Below are 17,115 nucleotides of genomic sequence, written 5' to 3'. Positions count from 1 at the left end.
CGTCGCCCGTACCGGACAGCACCCGCTGTCCGGTCTGTTTTATGTAAAAATGTGACCTCTGGCAGATTTACATCTCTTTACGCTATACTAGCCGCTGAAATAATCGGCTCAACGCTACGAGCTGATGTTCAATGTGTTTCCACACAAATGGTATCAACTCCCCTTCTGAGGATCTGGCGAGAAGCCGGATAAACTATGTTAAACAGTATTTTAGTAATACTTTGTCTGATTGCCGTCAGTGCATTTTTCTCGATATCCGAGATCTCGCTGGCCGCGTCCCGTAAAATCAAACTGAAGCTGCTCGCCGACGAGGGCAACATCAACGCCTCTCGCATTCTCAAAATGCAGGAAAACCCCGGTACGTTCTTTACCGTGGTGCAAATTGGTCTGAACGCGGTGGCTATCCTGGGCGGTATCGTGGGCGATGCGGCATTTTCCCCGGCGTTTTATAGCCTCTTTGCGCAGTACATGTCCGCCGAACTGGCCGAACAGCTGAGCTTTATCCTCTCCTTCTCGCTGGTGACCGGGCTGTTCATCCTCTTCGCCGACCTGACCCCGAAACGCATCGGTATGATTGCGCCAGAAGCCGTGGCTTTGCGTATCATCAACCCGATGCGCTTCTGCCTGTTTGTGTTCCGCCCGCTGGTGTGGTTCTTCAACGGCCTGGCAAACGTCATTTTCCGCATCTTTAAGCTGCCGATGGTGCGTAAAGACGACATCACCTCTGACGACATTTATGCGGTCGTGGAAGCCGGCGCGCTGGCCGGGGTGCTGCGCAAGCAGGAACACGAGCTGATTGAGAACGTATTCGAACTGGAATCCCGTACCGTGCCCTCTTCCATGACGGGCCGTGAAAGCATTATCTGGTTCGATTTACACGAAGATGAGCAGAGCCTGAAGAACAAAGTGGCGCAGCATCCGCACTCCAAGTTCCTGGTCTGTAATGAAGATATTGACCACATCATCGGTTACGTCGACTCCAAAGACCTGCTGAACCGCGTACTGGCGAACCAGAGCCTGGCGCTGAACAGCGGCGTGCAAATCCGCAATACCCTGATTGTGCCGGACACCCTGACGCTCTCCGAAGCGCTGGAAAGCTTCAAAACCGCCGGGGAAGACTTCGCGGTGATCATGAACGAATACGCGCTGGTGGTGGGTATTATCACCCTCAACGACGTCATGACCACGCTGATGGGCGACCTGGTAGGCCAGGGGCTGGAAGAGCAGATTGTTCAGCGTGACGATAATTCATGGCTGATTGATGGCGGCACGCCAATTGAAGACGTGATGCGCGTGCTGGATATCGACGAGTTTCCGCAGTCCGGAAACTACGAGACCATCGGCGGCTTTATGATGTTTATGCTGCGTAAGATCCCGAAACGTACCGACTCGGTGAAGTTCTCCGGCTACAAGTTTGAGGTGGTGGATATTGATAACTACCGCATCGACCAGCTGCTGGTGACGCGCATCGACAACAAACCGACCATACTGGTGCCGAAGCTGCCGGATGCGGAAGAGAAGGTATCGGCATAACGTCGGTCCCCACAAACATCAACGGCTCCCATCGGGAGCCGTTTTTTTAACTACTGCATAGCACGTTGGTTAAGCCATCTCAGTTTGCAGACGCATAACCTGACGGTTGACTTCGGACATCACAGACAGGTGCTGTTTGTCCTTCACTTTTGGGACAAGGATTTTGCCCTTATCAAACTCAAAAGCGCCAACATCCTTGATATACAACCGTCCACGGAACAGGATCTTCACGTACTTCGCCACCTGAAGCGGGTTGTAGCGTTGGAAAATTTTCATTCTTGTATCTCCTGCGAATCATACGCTCTTGCGGTGCCACAATCGGCCCGACTGTCCTGAGCGCAAATTTTAATGCCCAATGACTATAGACCAGAACTACGGTGTTACCCAGTGTGCATAAGTTTATTTACCGTTTGATTACAATTATTCAGAATAATCTTTGCAAAGCGTGATAGAGAGCAGTATAAGCCGTCGTTTTTTCATGGATATGTGCGTTCGCCCGCAAACTGGCATCGGGATTGCGGGAAAACCACATTGATCGCACTTATCATTAAAAATGCATGACCAAGTGGTCGGATCACCTGCAAACAATAAGGAAACGCCATGACCCTACGTACTATCCTTGCAGCAGCCTGCCTGCTGCTGCCCCTGTGGGCTTGTGCTCACAACATTGAAAAAGGACAACGTGTACCGCCAGTCGGCATTGCTGACCGGGGAGAATTGATTCTCGACAATGATAAGTTTAGCTACAAAGCCTGGAATAGCGCGCAGCTCGCGGGCAAAGTGAGAGTTGTACAACATATTGCCGGTCGTACATCTGCAAAAGAGAAAAATGCCAACCTGGTGGAGGCGATCAAGGCGGCAAAATTCCCACACGATCGTTACCAGACCACCACGATCGTGAATACCGATGACGCCATTCCGGGCTCCGGGATGTTTGTGCGTTCAAGCCTTGAGAGCAATAAAAAGCTCTATCCGTGGTCGCAGTTTATCGTCGACAGCAACGGCGTCACCCGTAAGGCCTGGCAGCTGGAGGAAGAGAGCTCTGCGATTGTCGTGCTGGATAAGAACGGCCGCGTACAGTGGGTGAAAGACGGGGCGCTAACCCAGGAAGAAGTGCAGCAGGTTGTCGACCTGCTGCATAAGCTGCTGGCTCAATAAAGAGAGACGCGGAAGCCGGGGTTGAGGAAGGATTCGCGCGGGGTGTAGTCCAGCGGCTTGCCCTGCCAGTCATGAACGTGCGCCCCGGCGGCCGCAGCCACGGCGTGACCAGCCGCAGTATCCCAGACGTTCGTCGGCCCAAAGCGGGGATAGAGCTGCGCCTGTCCTTCCGCCACCAGGCAGAATTTCAGCGATGAGCCAATCGAGGTGGTCTGGTGTTCACCCAGCTGCTGCAGATACTCCTGCAGCTCGCTGTCGCTGTGCGAGCGGCTAATCACCACCAGCGGCGGACGCGCGTCGCGCACCTGGATCTGCTTGCGCACGCCGCACTCTTCCTTCCACGCCTTCCCTTCTGCAGCGCTGTACATCACCTTCATGACCGGCGCGTAGACCACGCCCAGCACCGCTTTACCCTTCTCAATCAGGGCGATATTGACGGTGAATTCACCGTTGCGCTTGATGAACTCTTTTGTCCCGTCCAGGGGGTCCACCAGCCAGTAGCGCTGCCAGTGCTGGCGCTCTTCCCAGCTTTGCGGCGCTTCTTCTGACAGGACGGGGATGTCCGGCGTTAAGGCCTGTAACCCTTTCAGGATCACCTTATGCGCCGCGATATCTGCCGCCGTGACCGGAGAGTCGTCCGCTTTGCTGACAACCTCCATGGGTTTACTACCGTCATACACCTGCATGATGGCATCCCCCGCATCCCGTGCGAGCTGACAAATTTTATCTAGCATTTTCCACCTCTTTGTTAACGCAGTGAGGTTAACTCTTTGTTTTAGTTATATCGTAATGTGAACAATTCCGCTATCTGTGAAGCAATTCCGGTTTCAGGTTGCTTTTTTCTGTCAGGATTCACATTTATGTAAGCAACACGTTATAGATACATACTCTTTTGTGGCCTGGATCGAAAAAAGGACTCTTCTGATGATTAAGTTTAGCGCAACGCTCCTGGCGACGCTGATTGCGGCGAGCGTGCAGGCAGCGACGGTCGATTTACGTATTCTGGAAACGACCGATCTGCACAGCAACATGATGGATTTCGATTACTACAAAGATACCCCGACGGAAAAATTCGGACTGGTACGCACGGCGAGTTTGATCAATGCGGCGCGTGGCGAAGTGAAAAATAGCGTGCTGGTCGATAACGGCGATCTCATTCAGGGCAGTCCGCTCGGGGACTACATGGCGACCAGGGGGCTGAAAAAAGGCGAGATCCATCCTGTTTATAAAGCGATGAACACCCTGGACTATACCGTCGGTAACCTCGGCAACCATGAATTCAACTACGGTCTGACATACCTGCATGATGCCCTGGCAGGCGCAAAATTCCCGTACGTTAACGCCAATATCATCGACGTTAAGACCCAAAAGCCGCTTTTTACGCCTTACCTGATTAAAGAGACTGAGGTTGTCGATCAGGACGGGAAAAAACAGACGCTGAAAATCGGCTACATCGGTTTTGTCCCGCCGCAGATCATGACGTGGGATAAGGCCAACCTCGACGGTAAGGTGACCGTTAACGACATCACCGAAACCGCGCGCAAATACGTGCCGGAAATGCGTGAGAAAGGCGCCGATCTGGTGGTCGTTGTCGCCCATTCCGGCCTCTCCGCCGATCCGTACCAGGCCATGGCAGAAAACTCCGTTTACTACCTGAGTGAGGTCCCGGGCGTCGATGCGATCCTGTTCGGCCACGCCCACGCGGTCTTCCCGGGCAAAGACTTTGCCAGCATCAAAGGGGCCGATATAGAGAAAGGGACGCTTAACGGCGTGCCGTCGGTGATGCCGGGCATGTGGGGCGACCATCTTGGCGTGGTGGATCTGGTGCTGAATAACGACGGCGGCCGCTGGAAGGTCACGCAGTCAAAAGCCGAAGCGCGCCCAATTTACGACGCTGCGGCGAAAAAATCGCTGGCGGCGGAAGATAAAAAACTGGTCGACGTGCTGAAGCACGATCACGACGCCACGCGCGAATTCGTCAGCAAGCCGATCGGCAAATCCGCCGACAACATGTACAGCTTCCTGGCGCTGGTGCAGGACGATCCGACCGTCCAGGTGGTTAACATGGCGCAGAAAGCCTATGCCGAACACTTTGTGCAGGGCGATCCGGATCTGGCGAAACTGCCGGTGCTCTCCGCCGCAGCGCCATTCAAAGTGGGCGGGCGTAAGAATGACCCGGCAAGCTATGTGGAGGTCGAAAAGGGCCAGCTCACCTTCCGTAATGCCGCCGATCTCTATCTCTACCCGAATACGCTGGTGGTGGTTAAAGCCACCGGGAAAGAGGTAAAAGAGTGGCTGGAGTGTTCTGCCGGACAGTTTAACCAGATTGACCCACACAGCAGCAAGCCGCAGTCGCTGATTAACTGGGACGGCTTCCGCACCTACAACTTCGACGTGATCGACGGCGTGAACTACCAGATTGACGTCACCCAGCCGGCGAAATATGACGGCGAGTGTCAGGCGATCAACCCGCAGGCGGAGCGCATTAAAAACCTGACCTTCAACGGCAAGGCGATCGACCCGAATGCCACTTTCCTGGTGGTGACCAATAACTACCGTGCCTACGGCGGTAAGTTTGCCGGTACGGGAGATGGCCACATCGCCTTTGCCTCGCCGGACGAGAACCGCTCTGTGCTGGCGGCGTGGATCAGCGCCGAGTCGAAAAAGGCCAGCGAAATTCATCCGGCGGTGGATAACAACTGGCGTCTGGCGCCGATCCACAGCGATACGCCGCTGGATATCCGCTTTGAAACGTCACCGTCCGAGAAGGCAGCCGCGTTTATTAAGGAGAAGGCGCAGTATCCGATGAAACAGGTGGCGACGGATGATATTGGGTTCGCGATTTATCACCTGGATTTAAGTAAGTAGCGGCGATTGTGCCGGGTGGCGCTTCGCTTACCCGGCCTACGGGATGGAAGATTATGGGTAGGCCGGGTAAGCGAAGCGCCACCCGGCTTTTACGCCGCGCGATCGTCCCGATTCGCCATCACCTTCGGCGTATTCACCTCAATCCAGTCCGCCAGCGCGGCGACTTTCTCGCTGACCTCGATCCCCATCGGGGTCAGGCTATACTCTACGTGCGGTGGCACAACCGGGTACGATACGCGATCGACAAACCCGTCCTGCTCCAGCGCCTGAAGCGACTGGGACAGCATCTTTTCGCTTACCCCGCCCATTTTACGGCGCAGATCGCTAAAGCGATGCGTTCCCTGGCGCAGCGCCAGCAGAATCAGTACCCCCCAGCGGCTGGTAACGTGTTTGAGCACCTCTCGTGAAGGGCACTGTTCCGCGAAGAGATTGCCATCGCGCAATTGTTCGCTGAGCGTCGGTATCGTTGTTTTCATACTTACCTTTTTGTACGTACTTACTAAAAGTTAGTTATGGTGCTAGTGTGCCACAACACCAGACAAACACGAAGGAGATTCATCATGATCGCGATTACCGGCGCCACCGGCCAGCTTGGCCATCTCGTTATCGAACAGCTGTTGAAAAGCGTACCGGCTAACCAGATTGTGGCTATCGTACGTAACCCGGCAAAAGCTGAAGCCTTAAGCCAGCAGGGAATTGTGGTGCGTCAGGCGGACTACACGGATGAAGCCGCATTCACCGCCGCGCTGAACGGCGTGGATAAGCTGCTGCTGATCTCGTCCAGCGAAGTCGGCCAGCGCGCGATCCAGCACCAGAACGTGATTAACGCCGCCAAAGCGGCAGGGGTGAAATTTATCGCCTATACCAGCCTGCTGCATGCGGATACCTCGCCGCTCGGTCTGCACGTTGAACACGTTGCCACTGAAAAAGCGCTGGCGGCGTCAGGCATTCCTTATGCCCTGCTGCGCAACGGCTGGTATACCGAAAACTATCTGGCGAGCGCGCCGCCTGCGCTGGAACACGGCGTGTTTATTGGTGCGGCAGGCGAAGGCAAAATTGCCTCTGCCACCCGCGCAGACTATGCCGCGGCGGCAGCGAAAGTGATTGCTGAAGAGGGCCATGCGGGCAAGGTGTATGAACTGGCGGGCGACCACGGCTGGACGCTGAGCGAACTGGCGGCTGAACTGAGCAAACAGAGCGGAAAGCCGGTCACCTACCAGAATCTCAGCGAAGCGGAGTTTGCCGCCGCGCTGAAGAGCGTCGGCCTGCCTGCCGGGCTGGCCGATATGCTGGCGGACTCCGACGTGGGCGCCTCGAAAGGCGGCCTTTTCGACGACAGCCGCACCCTGAGCAAACTGATCGGCCGTCCGACCACTACGCTGGCGCAGAGCATCAAAGCCATTCTGTAATTGTTACGGGCTGGTTATTTTTTGTGGCATCCCCTCGGGTCATCTTTGATAATGAAAAGATGACCCACGAGGAGGCTCACCGTGCAAGGCGTACCGGAACAGTTTAATGATGAAAGAGACAGCGCGCGCTTTCGCCATCTGGCGCAGCTGCCGGGCCTGGAGCTGTATCACGCGCATATTTCTGACTACGCCTTTGAGCCTCACACCCATGAAGCCTTCGGCATCGGCACGATTGAAACCGGTGCCGAACGCTTTCGCTATCGCGGCAGCCAGCATCTCGCGGCGGAGAAATCCGTCGTTACCATGAACCCGGACGAGATCCACACCGGCGAATCCGCCACCGAGGGCGGCTGGCGCTACCGGATGGTCTATATCGAACCCGATCTGCTGGAAGAGGTGACCGGCCTCCGACACTGGTGGTTCAGCGACGTGACCCGTCATGATCCGTTACGCTCACAGCAAATCGGCAGGCTTATTTACGGCTTGTGGCACACGGACGATCCGCTTGCGCAAAAAGGTTTACTGCTGGATCTAATTGATACCTTCCAGCCGTTTGCCCACCACGCGCCACGGGTTCAGGAAGGCGCGCACCGCTTCGAACGGGTACGCGAGTACCTGCACGACAACTATATGCGCGCTCTGACGCTGGACGAGTTGGCCAGCGTCGTCTCGCTCAGCCCGTACCATTTCCAGCGCCAGTTCAAAGCCCATTTTCACGTGACGCCGCATCAGATGCTGATGGCCATTCGACTCTGGCGCGCCAAAGCGTTTCTCACCCACGGCATGCCCGCCGCAGAGGTTGCCGCCGCAACCGGGCTGACCGATCAGTCACATCTGACCCGCGCGTTTACCCACCGCTACGGCATTACGCCCGTGCGCTACCAGAAGCAGGTTACACGGCGCTAATGCGCAATCTCATACAATACGCGCGCATTCGCCCCTCCTACACTGACTACAGCGTAAATACCTGTGGATGGAAAAATGATTAGTGGAGTGTTGTATGCCCTGCTGGCCGGGATGATGTGGGGACTGATTTTTGTCGGCCCGCTGATCGTGCCCGAGTATCCGGCAATATTACAGTCGACCGGACGTTATCTGGCGCTGGGGCTGATTGCCCTGCCCCTGGCGTGGCTGGGACGCGCGCGCTTGCGCCAGCTCAGCCGTCAGGACTGGGGGACCGCGCTGGCGCTGACCATGATGGGCAATCTTATCTATTACGTTTGCCTCGCGAGTGCCATTCAGCGTACCGGTGCGCCGGTATCGACCATGATTATCGGCACGCTGCCGGTCGTCATCCCCGTCTTTGCTAACCTGCTCTACAGCCAGCGCGATGGCAAACTGGCGTGGTCAAAAATGGCCCCGGCGCTGGTCTGCACCGCCCTGGGGCTGATATGCGTCAATATTGCCGAGCTGCGCCATGGGCAGGGCGATGTTGACCTGTGGCGGTACGGTTCTGGCATTCTGCTGGCGTTCATTTCCGTGGCGTGCTGGGCATGGTATGCCCTGCGCAACGCGCGCTGGCTGCGTGAGAACCCGGACAAGCACCCGATGATGTGGGCGACGGCGCAGGCGCTGGTCACTCTGCCCGTATCCGTCGTGGGGTATCTCGGCGCATGCCTCTGGCTGGGCCATCAGCAGCCGGACTTCGCCCAGCCCTTCGGGCCAAGACCGTGGGTGTTCATTGGCCTGATGGTTGCGATCGCGGTGCTGTGCTCATGGGTGGGCGCGCTATGCTGGAACATTGCCAGCCAGAAGCTGCCGACGGTGATCTTAGGGCCGCTGATTGTCTTCGAAACCCTGGCCGGACTGCTTTATACCTTCCTGATGCGCCAGAGCGTGCCGCCGTTGTTCACGGCCTGCGGGATCGTGCTGCTGGTTGTGGGGGTAGTGATGGCGGTGAGAGCGAAGCCGGAAAAACCGAGGGTTGTTCCGGCGTCGGAGGTGTGATATTTGCCGGGTGGCGGCTCCGCCTTACCCGGCCTACAAGGAGCCGTTTCGTAGGCCGGGTAAGCGCCAGCGCCACCCGGCATGATGTTAAAACGTTTCCCAGTTTGCTTCAGACGCCGCCGCGACAGGCTGCGCTTTTGGCACATAGGTTTTTACCGGCGCCGCTTTGACCGCCTGGTTGCGGGTAATTTTGAACACCGCCACCGCGTCGTTCAGGCGTGCAGCCTGATCTTCCAGCGCCGCCGCCGCGGCCGCAGACTCCTCCACCAGTGAGGCGTTCTGCTGGGTCACGCGGTCCATCTCGGCTACCGCCTGGCCCACCTGGTCGATACCGCGGCTCTGCTCGTCAGAGGCCGAAGCAATTTCGCCCATAATGTCGGTGACGCGGGTAACCGCATTGACGATCTCAGCCATCGTGGCCCCGGCTTCGTTAACCAACTGCGAGCCCGCGTTCACGCGTTCGCCGGAGTCATCGATCAGCGCTTTGATCTCTTTCGCCGCCTGAGCGCTGCGCTGGGCAAGGGTACGCACTTCCCCTGCCACCACCGCAAAACCACGGCCCTGCTCGCCCGCACGCGCGGCTTCCACCGCCGCGTTCAGCGCCAGGATATTCGTCTGGAAAGCAATGCCGTCGATCACGTTAGTAATTTGCGCAATTTTGCTGGAGCTGGTGGCGATTTCGTCCATCGTCCGCACGACGCCTTCCACCACGTTACCGCCCTTCTTCGCCGTGGAGGAGGCATCCAGCGCCAGACGGGAAGCCTGACGCGCGTTATCGGCGTTCTGCTTCACGGTTGCCGTCAGCTGCTCCATGCTGGCTGCCGTCTCTTCCAGAGACGCGGCCTGCTGCTCGGTGCGGGAAGAGAGATCGTTACTGCCTGCAGAGATTTCGCCTGCACCGGTGTAAATGGTATCTGCGCCTTCACGCACTACGCCCACGGTGTTCGCCAGCGAAGTTTGCATCTCCTGCACGTTGCGCGCCAGGATGGCCATTTCATTTTTACCGTCGGCCTGAATCGGCTGGGTGAGATCGCCTGCCGCAATGGCGCGAATATGGTTAATCACCTCTTCCAGCGGCAGCAGCAGCACGCGGCGCATCGCAATCCAGCTGGAGATAATCACCACAATCACCAGCAGCATGACCGCAGAGAGGATCCACAGGATGCGCTTGTAATCACTTTCGTTATCCTGAATGCCTTTATCCGTGAGCGCGGCCTGCGCTTCACGCCATTCACGATAAACCGTCTGCATCGCATTCTGTTTTTGTTCGGCATTCTGCTTGAACATATCTTCCAGATTGCCCTGGCTCAGCAGAACATTCATTTGCGTCAGCGTTGCAGAGTAAATGCGGTACTGCTCTTCGAGTTGGTTGGTCAGGTTCTCATCCAGGCCTGGCGTATTCGGCAAGGCATAGTATTTATCGTAATGAACCTGGGCTTCAGTCAGCAGATTTTTCGCCGTGGTCACCAGCTCATTCAGCTGACCGCCGTTAATTTGCGAGGCCATGCTGCTTTGCAGGCGCAGCATCCCGCGGTTCAGGGTGACGCGCGCCTGGTTCAGACTGATCCACGCATCGGTAAACTCCGCCACGTTCTTGCTGGAGAGCTGCGACACGGTAAAGTTGTCTTTATCGTTATTCAGGGCGTTGATAAAGATACCGGCGGAAATCACTTGCATGATGCCGAGCACAAGCAGCACCGAAATCAGAAGGGTAATGACTTTTATACGTTTAAACATGCGTTGCCTTTGTTATATGCAGGTTTGTCTGACGTGGATATATCGGCAGGTGCAGCGGGTTGTTTACTGTTTCTCCACCTTTAAAAAGTTTCGAAACCACTTTCCTGAACCCATTCAGAGGGTTAAATCGGATATTTTTTTGTGATCTGCATCTCACTTTTACCCGTTCCTCTAAAGGGTTATAGCGTCGCTTAAAAGATGTATTTAATATGCACTTTATATTATTGATGATGAGGTAACTGCTATGGCCTTTCGCGACCAACCCCTGGGCGAGCTGGCGCTCTCCATTCCTCGCGCTTCTGCGCTGTTTCGCAAATACGATATGGACTACTGCTGCGGCGGTAAGCAAACCCTGGCACGGGCGGCCCTACGCAAAGAGCTGAACGTTGAGGTGATTGAAGCCGAGCTGACGAAGCTGGCCGAACAGCCCGTCGACAAAGACTGGCGAACCGCTCCGCTCGCGGAAATCATCGACCACATCATCGTGCGTTACCATGACCGTCACCGTGAACAGCTGCCGGAGTTGATCCTGCAGGCGACCAAAGTCGAGCGCGTGCATGCCGACAAACCTTCCGTACCGCGCGGTCTGGCGAAATACCTGACCCTGCTGCACGAAGAGCTTTCCAGCCACATGATGAAAGAAGAGCAGATCCTCTTCCCGATGATTAAACAGGGAATGGGAAGCCAGGCGATGGGGCCCATCAGCGTGATGGAAAGCGAGCATGATGACGCGGGCGAACTGCTGGAAGTGATCAAACACACCACCCACAACGTCACGCCGCCGCCAGAAGCGTGCACAACGTGGAAAGCGATGTACAACGGCATTAACGAGATGATTGACAACCTGATGGAACACATCAGCCTTGAGAACAACGTTCTGTTCCCGCGGGCACTAGCGGGGGAATAAAAAAGCCCGGTGGCGCTAGCGCTTACCGGGCCTGCAAGGTCCTCGAACGTAGGCCGGGTAAGCGTCAGCGCCACCCGGCAACATGCTTAACGCATGCCAGCCATCCGTTTCTTACCGATAAACATCCAGCCCAGCCCCAGCGCGATAAACCACAGCGGCGTGACGATCAGCGCCTGGCGGGTATCATCTTCCAGCGTCAGCAGAACCAGCACGAAGACGAAGAACGCCATGCACACCCAGCACATCAGCTTGCCCAGCGGCATCTTGTAGATCGATTTTTCATGCAGGTGTGGGCGCTGTTTGCGGTACACCAGATAGGAACAGAGGATGATGGTCCAGACGAACATAAACAGGATCGCTGAGACCGTGGTAATCATGGTGAACGCGCCAATCACGCTTGGGTTTACGTAGAGCATCACCACGCCGCCCAGCAGGCACATGCAGGAGAAGGTCAGCCCTTTCGCAGGTACCGCACGCTTAGACAGCTTGGCGAACGCGCTCGGCGCCACGCCTTCCTGCGCCAGACCAAACAGCATACGGCTGGTTGAGAACACGCCGCTGTTCGCGGAAGACGCCGCTGAGGTCAGCACCACGAAGTTAATCAGGCTCGCCGCCGCAGGCAGCCCCACCAGCACGAACAGCTCAACGAACGGGCTCTTGCTTGGCACCACCGAGCTCCACGGCGTCACGGACATAATGATGATCAGCGCGAAGACGTAGAACATGATGATACGCACCGGAATGGAATTGATGGCGCGCGGGAGAGACTTCTCCGGATCTTTGGTTTCCGCAGCGGTCGTTCCGACAAGCTCAATCCCTACAAACGCGAACACCGCAATCTGGAAGCCAGCAAAGAAGCCGCTAATGCCTTTCGGGAACCAGCCTCCATCATTCCACAGATGGGTAAACGACGCCTGAACGCCGGTTGGTGACTGGAAGTGGGTGAGCACCATCACCAGGCCCACCACGATGAGCCCGACAATGGCCACGATTTTGATCATCGCGAACCAGAACTCCATCTCACCGAACATTTTAACGGTGGCGAGGTTCAGGCTCAGCAGCAGAACAATAACCGCCAGCGAGGCCACCCAGTCCGACAGCCCGGGGAACCAGAACTGCGCATAGGCGGTTATCGCCACGACGTCCGCCATACCGGTCACGACCCAGCAGAACCAGTAGGTCCAGCCGGTGAAATAGCCCGCCCATGGCCCGAGCAGGTCTGAAGCGAAGTCGCTGAAGGATTTGTATTCGAGGTTCGAGAGCAGCAGCTCACCCATTGCACGCATCACGAAGAACAGCATAAAACCGATAATCATATAAACGAATATGATTGACGGTCCGGCGAGACTGATGGTTTTGCCTGACCCCATAAACAGCCCGGTACCGATGGCACCCCCAATAGCAATGAGCTGAATATGACGGTTTGTGAGATTGCGCCGTAGCGACTGTTCAGACGACGCCTCTTCGTCGGCGACGACTTTGACCTGATCTACCATGTGATATTTTCCTGTTTATGCCTGTCTGTGTTGTTAAGGCTCTTCTGGCCTTTAAATACGTCAAAAAAATGACGTTCCCTTGTTAGGGCTAATCGATATTAGGTAAGAATCGGCGGGATGAATACTATGATTTAGATATTATGTTAATAATATGTTGAAAGTGAGTGTCATATCACTCATGCAGCGCGAAACAGCTCACAAAAATACACGCAACAGTTTCGTTTGCAAGATAAAATATTGATTCCGACTTAACTATAGGTTTTCACGCTATTTTCCCCTCCCCAACCGGAGAGAGGAAATAAGAAAAGTCGATTACAGAATTTCCAGCAGCTCGACTTCAAAGACCAGAGTGCTGAATGGCGGGATGGACGCGCCAGCGCCACGCTCGCCGTAAGCCAGGTTATGCGGGATAGTCAGTTCCCATTTGGAACCGACTGGCATCAGGGTCAGCGCTTCGATCCAGCCCGCGATAACGCCATTCACCGGGAACTCAGCCGGTTCGCCGCGCGCGACGGAGCTGTCGAAGACGGTACCGTCGATCAGCTTACCGGTGTAGTGTACGCGAACGTGGTCGGTACGCGCCGGGATTGCGCCATCGCCCTGATTGATCACGCGGAACTGCAGACCAGACTCGGTGCTGTTCACGCCTTCACGCTCACGGTTCTCTTCCAGATATTTCACACCTTCGGCGGCCATCTCTTCAAAGCGCGCGCGACGCACGGCGTCAGCACGCTCGTGGATTTCACGCAGCGCACGGTGCACAACGTCAACCGGAACGGCAGGCTGTTTACCTTCCAGAGCGTCAGCGATACCCGCCACCAGCGCTTCAGGTAACAGACCTTCCAGGCCGGATTCGCTCAGCTGCTGTCCTACCTGCAAGCCGATACCGTAACTTGCCTGCGCTTCGATAGTGTCAAAAGTCGGGGTGGTCATGGGTTTTCCTTCCATCACATTTAAAGTAGCGGGCAGCATATCAGCCATGCCCTTATGGGTAAAACTTTGTCTGAAGTTAAGGTGACAAACCGCGACGAAACAGAAACAATAGAGAGAACCAGGATTAATCCCGAACTGATGTCACGGATGTCGGGTTTACTACGCCGTTCAGGCAGTTAGCAAACTATACTTCGGGGCACAGGATAAAAAATACGCGGAGCAGGAGGAGTGCCATGCCCGGGCGATTTGAACTGAAACCTACCCTGGCGAAAATCTGGCAGGCGCCGGACAATTTTCGCATCATGGATCCGCTGCCTCCTCTGCATCGCAGAGGGATCATCATTGGTGCGCTGATGGTGATTGTGGGCTTCCTGCTTCCTTCCGGTGGCGATGATGTTGATACTGCCCCCGTCACCCGCAATGCTCAGCTGGACCTTCAGTCGCAAACGCGACCGCAGCCTGACGCACAGCCGATGCAGACGCAGCTCGTTACCCCGTCTAACGATCCGGGTCAGGTCGCGCCGGTTGAGCCAGAGCCGATTCAGGACGAACAGCCACAGGAACAGGCCGCCGCCCCGTCTCAGCCTCAGACCCAACAGCCCACCGGCATTGAGCAACAGTGGCGTTCCTATCGCGTAGAGCCGGGGAAAACGCTGGCGCAGCTGTTCCGTGACCACAACCTGCCGCCGACAGACGTGTATGCCATGGCGAAGGTGGAAGGCGCGGGTAAACCGCTCAGTAACCTGCAGAATGGCCAGATGGTGCAAATTCGCCAGAATGCCAGCGGGGTGGTGACAGGGTTAACGATTGATACCGGAAATGGACAACGGGTGCTGTTTACCCGCCAGACAGACGGCAGCTTTATCAGGGTACGTTAAGGGCAGGGTTCTGTAAAAAGCAAAACGCCGGCACAAGACCGGCGTTTCAACGTGAGCAGAGTAAAAAATTACTCAGCTACAACGTTAACAACCAGTTTAGCGAACACTTCGCTGTGAACCTGGAAGTCAACTTCGTGCTCACCAGTGGTACGCAGAACGCCGTTCGGCAGACGAACTTCGCTCTTAGCCACTTTAACGCCTGCTGCAGAAACTGCATCAGCGATATCGCGGGTACCGATGGAACCGAACAGTTTACCTTCGTCGCCAGCTTTGGACGCGATGGTAACGGTGCCCAGTGCGTTGATTGCTTCAGCGCGAGCGTTAGCAGCCGCCAGAACGTCAGCCAGTTTGGCTTCCAGTTCAGCGCGACGTGCTTCGAAAAACTCTACGTTTTTCTTGGTAGCTGGAACAGCTTTACCCTGTGGAACCAGGAAGTTACGAGCGTAACCCGCTTTAACGTTTACCTGATCACCCAGGCTGCCCAGGTTTGCTACTTTATCAAGCAGAATAACTTGCATTACCTTATCCTCTTAAAGTCGTATTAATGGACCGTGCCCGATTACTGATGACGATCAGTGTACGGCAGCAGGGACAGGTAGCGAGCGCGTTTGATAGCGCGAGCCAGCTGACGCTGATATTTTGCACGAGTACCGGTGATACGGCTTGGGACAATCTTACCGCTTTCGGTGATGTAGTTTTTCAGCGTTGCGATATCTTTATAGTCGATCTCTTGAACGCCTTCCGCGGTGAAACGGCAGAACTTGCGACGACGGAAATAACGTGCCATATGGCTAGTCTCCAGAATCTATCAAATCAATCTGCTCGGCATGCAGAACCATTTTGCTCAGACCGTTCTTTGCCTTGTGGCAAGAGATGAACCCCTGAACGATTACTGCACTACCGACCGTTAAACTGTGAGTAATGGCCTGGTTTTCGTGTCCGCTAATAATAACGGGCATTTGGCACCACGCCTGCCGGTGAAACCCGGCTTCCTCTTGCACAGAACGATGCTCAAGCACGAACTGGCAATGCGGAATTCCTGATGGACTGACCTTTCGAAGGGGAGCCCTGCATACGATGCCGGACAACGCCAGACGGTTGGTCATCAGAAATTACTCTTCAGAATCCCCAGCATCAGAATCATCTGCGGTTTCGTTTGCGAAATCATCGCGACGCTCACGGCGCTCGTCTTTCGCTTTAACCATCGGAGATGCTTCGGTCACTGCGTTTTTGGTACGCATAACCATGCTGCGGATAACGGCATCGTTGAAGCGGAAGTTAGTTTCCAGCTCATCGATCACTTCCTGCGGCGCTTCAACGTTCATCAGAACGTAGTGTGCTTTGTGCAGTTTGTTGATCGGATAAGCCAGCTGACGGCGGCCCCAGTCTTCCAGACGGTGGATCGTGCCCGCTGCTGCAGTGATTGCACCAGTGTAGCGCTCGATCATACCCGGAACCTGTTCGCTCTGGTCAGGATGGACCATAAAAACGATTTCGTAATGACGCATCGAATTGCTCCTTACGGATTATTCAGCCTCCTGTCTGGGTCAGCCGAGGCCCGGGGAGGCAAGGAACGTGTTAAAGGTCGGCTGAAAAATTGACGCGTCATAATACTTGCGCGCCCCTGGAAACTCAAGCTGATTGCACAAATAATTCGCACAAAGCGCGAAGCGGGTCTAAGTGGGTGATTTAAAATTACTCACATCCGTAAGCGGTGTTTTTTTGAACAACTGCATCAGAAATGGTCACGCATCCCCGCCGGAGGAATGATTACACTTTAATCAGAGATAACCGAAACAGAAGAAGGAGCATCCCCCCTCTCACAGCACGCAGTCGTGGAGCGCATATCATGAAAAAAATCGCATTAGCCATAATGGCGGCGCTTTTGCTCAGTGCAAACGCGATGGCAGCCATCAAGATAGACAGCCGACAGGCCAGAAACATGGATGATGTGCACAGCTTAGGCGTAATCTATATTAATCATAATTTCGCCACCGAAAGCGAAGCAGATCAGGCACTAAATGAAGAGACCGACGCCCAGGGCGCAACTTATTACCACGTGATGTTAATCCGTGAGCCCGGCAGCAACGGCAATATGCACGCCAGTGCAGATATTTACCGATAACGCCTTAACGCTAGCACCAGGAAAGCCAACAACGAGAACATAGCCATAGTTGACGTTGCCCCTGCCCGGGGGCTTTTTTTATGAATGGCTCCGGAATACCACCGGTTACAACTGTTTTCGGTAT

The 17,115-nt window shown here is 55.4% G+C and carries 19 protein-coding genes; 9 read left to right on the top strand and 10 right to left on the bottom strand.

The genetic code is table 11. The features are described from left to right. The first annotated feature begins 195 nt into the window (after positions 1-195). Entirely contained in the window at positions 196-1,533 is a 1,338-nt protein-coding gene (locus tag ACHH0Z_RS19320) for a hemolysin family protein (protein ID WP_045408154.1), read from the top strand. 69 nt (positions 1,534-1,602) lie between these two features. On the opposite strand, the gene ACHH0Z_RS19315 is transcribed toward ACHH0Z_RS19320, so the two are convergent. Then, positions 1,603-1,809, bottom strand: coding sequence for a DUF1107 domain-containing protein (locus tag ACHH0Z_RS19315; protein ID WP_008501430.1), 207 nt, complete (start codon positions 1,807-1,809; stop codon positions 1,603-1,605). A gap of 324 nt (positions 1,810-2,133) precedes the next feature. On the opposite strand from ACHH0Z_RS19315, the gene ACHH0Z_RS19310 reads away from it, so the two are divergent. Then, positions 2,134-2,691 (top strand): YtfJ family protein, encoded by a 558-nt coding sequence (locus ACHH0Z_RS19310; protein WP_025911942.1) that lies wholly within the window; start codon positions 2,134-2,136, stop codon positions 2,689-2,691. Here the strand turns inward: ACHH0Z_RS19310 and cysQ are convergent. Beyond that, complete coding sequence (gene cysQ / locus ACHH0Z_RS19305) at positions 2,685-3,425, bottom strand: 3'(2'),5'-bisphosphate nucleotidase CysQ (protein WP_008501432.1); 741 nt, start codon at positions 3,423-3,425, stop codon at positions 2,685-2,687. The genes ACHH0Z_RS19310 and cysQ overlap by 7 nt on opposite strands. Positions 3,426-3,615: 190 nt before the next feature. Here cysQ and ACHH0Z_RS19300 point away from each other — a divergent pair, with 190 nt between their 5' ends. Then, positions 3,616-5,559: a bifunctional 2',3'-cyclic-nucleotide 2'-phosphodiesterase/3'-nucleotidase gene (locus tag ACHH0Z_RS19300; protein ID WP_045408151.1), complete on the top strand. Its 1,944-nt coding sequence runs from the start codon at positions 3,616-3,618 to the stop codon at positions 5,557-5,559. An 89-nt stretch (positions 5,560-5,648) separates the two neighbouring features. Here ACHH0Z_RS19300 and ACHH0Z_RS19295 read toward each other — a convergent pair whose 3' ends face one another. Then, entirely contained in the window at positions 5,649-6,035 is a 387-nt protein-coding gene (locus tag ACHH0Z_RS19295; RefSeq protein ID WP_008502885.1) for a helix-turn-helix domain-containing protein, read from the bottom strand. Between the two features lie 84 nt (positions 6,036-6,119). On the opposite strand from ACHH0Z_RS19295, the gene ACHH0Z_RS19290 reads away from it, so the two are divergent. The 3 genes from ACHH0Z_RS19290 to ACHH0Z_RS19280 all read left to right on the top strand — a co-directional run bounded on the left by ACHH0Z_RS19290 (position 6,120) and on the right by ACHH0Z_RS19280 (position 8,915). Next, a complete protein-coding gene (locus tag ACHH0Z_RS19290; protein WP_045408148.1) occupies positions 6,120-6,968 on the top strand; it encodes an SDR family oxidoreductase in 849 nt (282 codons plus the stop codon). A gap of 81 nt (positions 6,969-7,049) precedes the next feature. Continuing rightward, positions 7,050-7,874, top strand: a complete 825-nt coding sequence (locus ACHH0Z_RS19285) for an AraC family transcriptional regulator (protein WP_045408145.1) — start codon at positions 7,050-7,052, stop codon at positions 7,872-7,874. A 75-nt stretch (positions 7,875-7,949) separates the two neighbouring features. Continuing rightward, on the top strand, positions 7,950-8,915 hold the full coding sequence (locus tag ACHH0Z_RS19280) for a DMT family transporter (RefSeq protein WP_023326558.1): 966 nt from the start codon (positions 7,950-7,952) through the stop codon (positions 8,913-8,915). A gap of 87 nt (positions 8,916-9,002) precedes the next feature. Here the strand turns inward: ACHH0Z_RS19280 and ACHH0Z_RS19275 are convergent, their stop codons facing one another. After that, positions 9,003-10,652: a methyl-accepting chemotaxis protein gene (locus tag ACHH0Z_RS19275; RefSeq protein ID WP_045408142.1), complete on the bottom strand. Its 1,650-nt coding sequence runs from the start codon at positions 10,650-10,652 to the stop codon at positions 9,003-9,005. A gap of 244 nt (positions 10,653-10,896) precedes the next feature. Between ACHH0Z_RS19275 and ytfE the strand changes: the two genes are divergently transcribed. Next, a complete protein-coding gene (gene ytfE, locus ACHH0Z_RS19270; RefSeq protein ID WP_045408140.1) occupies positions 10,897-11,559 on the top strand; it encodes an iron-sulfur cluster repair protein YtfE in 663 nt (220 codons plus the stop codon). Between the two features lie 86 nt (positions 11,560-11,645). Here ytfE and cycA read toward each other — a convergent pair whose 3' ends face one another. Together cycA and fklB are read right to left on the bottom strand one after the other, a co-directional pair. Further along, positions 11,646-13,055 (bottom strand): D-serine/D-alanine/glycine transporter, encoded by a 1,410-nt coding sequence (gene cycA, locus ACHH0Z_RS19265; protein ID WP_008502891.1) that lies wholly within the window; start codon positions 13,053-13,055, stop codon positions 11,646-11,648. A gap of 312 nt (positions 13,056-13,367) precedes the next feature. Further along, positions 13,368-13,988, bottom strand: a complete 621-nt coding sequence (gene fklB, locus ACHH0Z_RS19260; protein WP_008502892.1) for an FKBP-type peptidyl-prolyl cis-trans isomerase — start codon at positions 13,986-13,988, stop codon at positions 13,368-13,370. 233 nt (positions 13,989-14,221) lie between these two features. Between fklB and ACHH0Z_RS19255 the strand changes: the two genes are divergently transcribed. Further along, positions 14,222-14,866 carry an OapA family protein gene (locus tag ACHH0Z_RS19255; protein WP_045408137.1) on the top strand — a complete coding sequence of 215 codons (645 nt, stop codon included), beginning with the start codon at positions 14,222-14,224 and terminating at the stop codon, positions 14,864-14,866. 68 nt (positions 14,867-14,934) lie between these two features. On the opposite strand, the gene rplI is transcribed toward ACHH0Z_RS19255, so the two are convergent. From rplI to rpsF, 4 genes are read right to left on the bottom strand one after another with little or no spacing between them, the layout of a single operon-like run. Further along, positions 14,935-15,384 carry a 50S ribosomal protein L9 gene (gene rplI, locus ACHH0Z_RS19250; protein WP_008502894.1) on the bottom strand — a complete coding sequence of 150 codons (450 nt, stop codon included), beginning with the start codon at positions 15,382-15,384 and terminating at the stop codon, positions 14,935-14,937. A gap of 41 nt (positions 15,385-15,425) precedes the next feature. Further along, positions 15,426-15,653, bottom strand: a complete 228-nt coding sequence (gene rpsR / locus ACHH0Z_RS19245; protein WP_000135199.1) for a 30S ribosomal protein S18 — start codon at positions 15,651-15,653, stop codon at positions 15,426-15,428. A 4-nt stretch (positions 15,654-15,657) separates the two neighbouring features. Further along, complete coding sequence (priB, locus tag ACHH0Z_RS19240; RefSeq protein WP_008502895.1) at positions 15,658-15,972, bottom strand: primosomal replication protein N; 315 nt, start codon at positions 15,970-15,972, stop codon at positions 15,658-15,660. 6 nt (positions 15,973-15,978) lie between these two features. Beyond that, the gene (gene rpsF, locus ACHH0Z_RS19235; RefSeq protein WP_008502896.1) at positions 15,979-16,374 is read right to left on the bottom strand and encodes a 30S ribosomal protein S6; all 396 of its coding nucleotides are present in this window, start codon (positions 16,372-16,374) and stop codon (positions 15,979-15,981) included. Between the two features lie 341 nt (positions 16,375-16,715). On the opposite strand from rpsF, the gene yjfY reads away from it, so the two are divergent. Then, complete coding sequence (yjfY, locus tag ACHH0Z_RS19230) at positions 16,716-16,991, top strand: DUF1471 family protein YjfY (RefSeq protein WP_008502898.1); 276 nt, start codon at positions 16,716-16,718, stop codon at positions 16,989-16,991. Positions 16,992-17,115 lie beyond the last annotated feature (124 nt).

It is taken from the genome of Enterobacter cloacae complex sp. 2024EL-00227, from assembly GCF_043945315.1.
Taxonomy (GTDB): domain Bacteria; phylum Pseudomonadota; class Gammaproteobacteria; order Enterobacterales; family Enterobacteriaceae; genus Enterobacter; species Enterobacter roggenkampii.
Note: the sequence above shows the minus strand (reverse complement) of the source record. Positions and strands in the feature narration are given on the sequence as shown.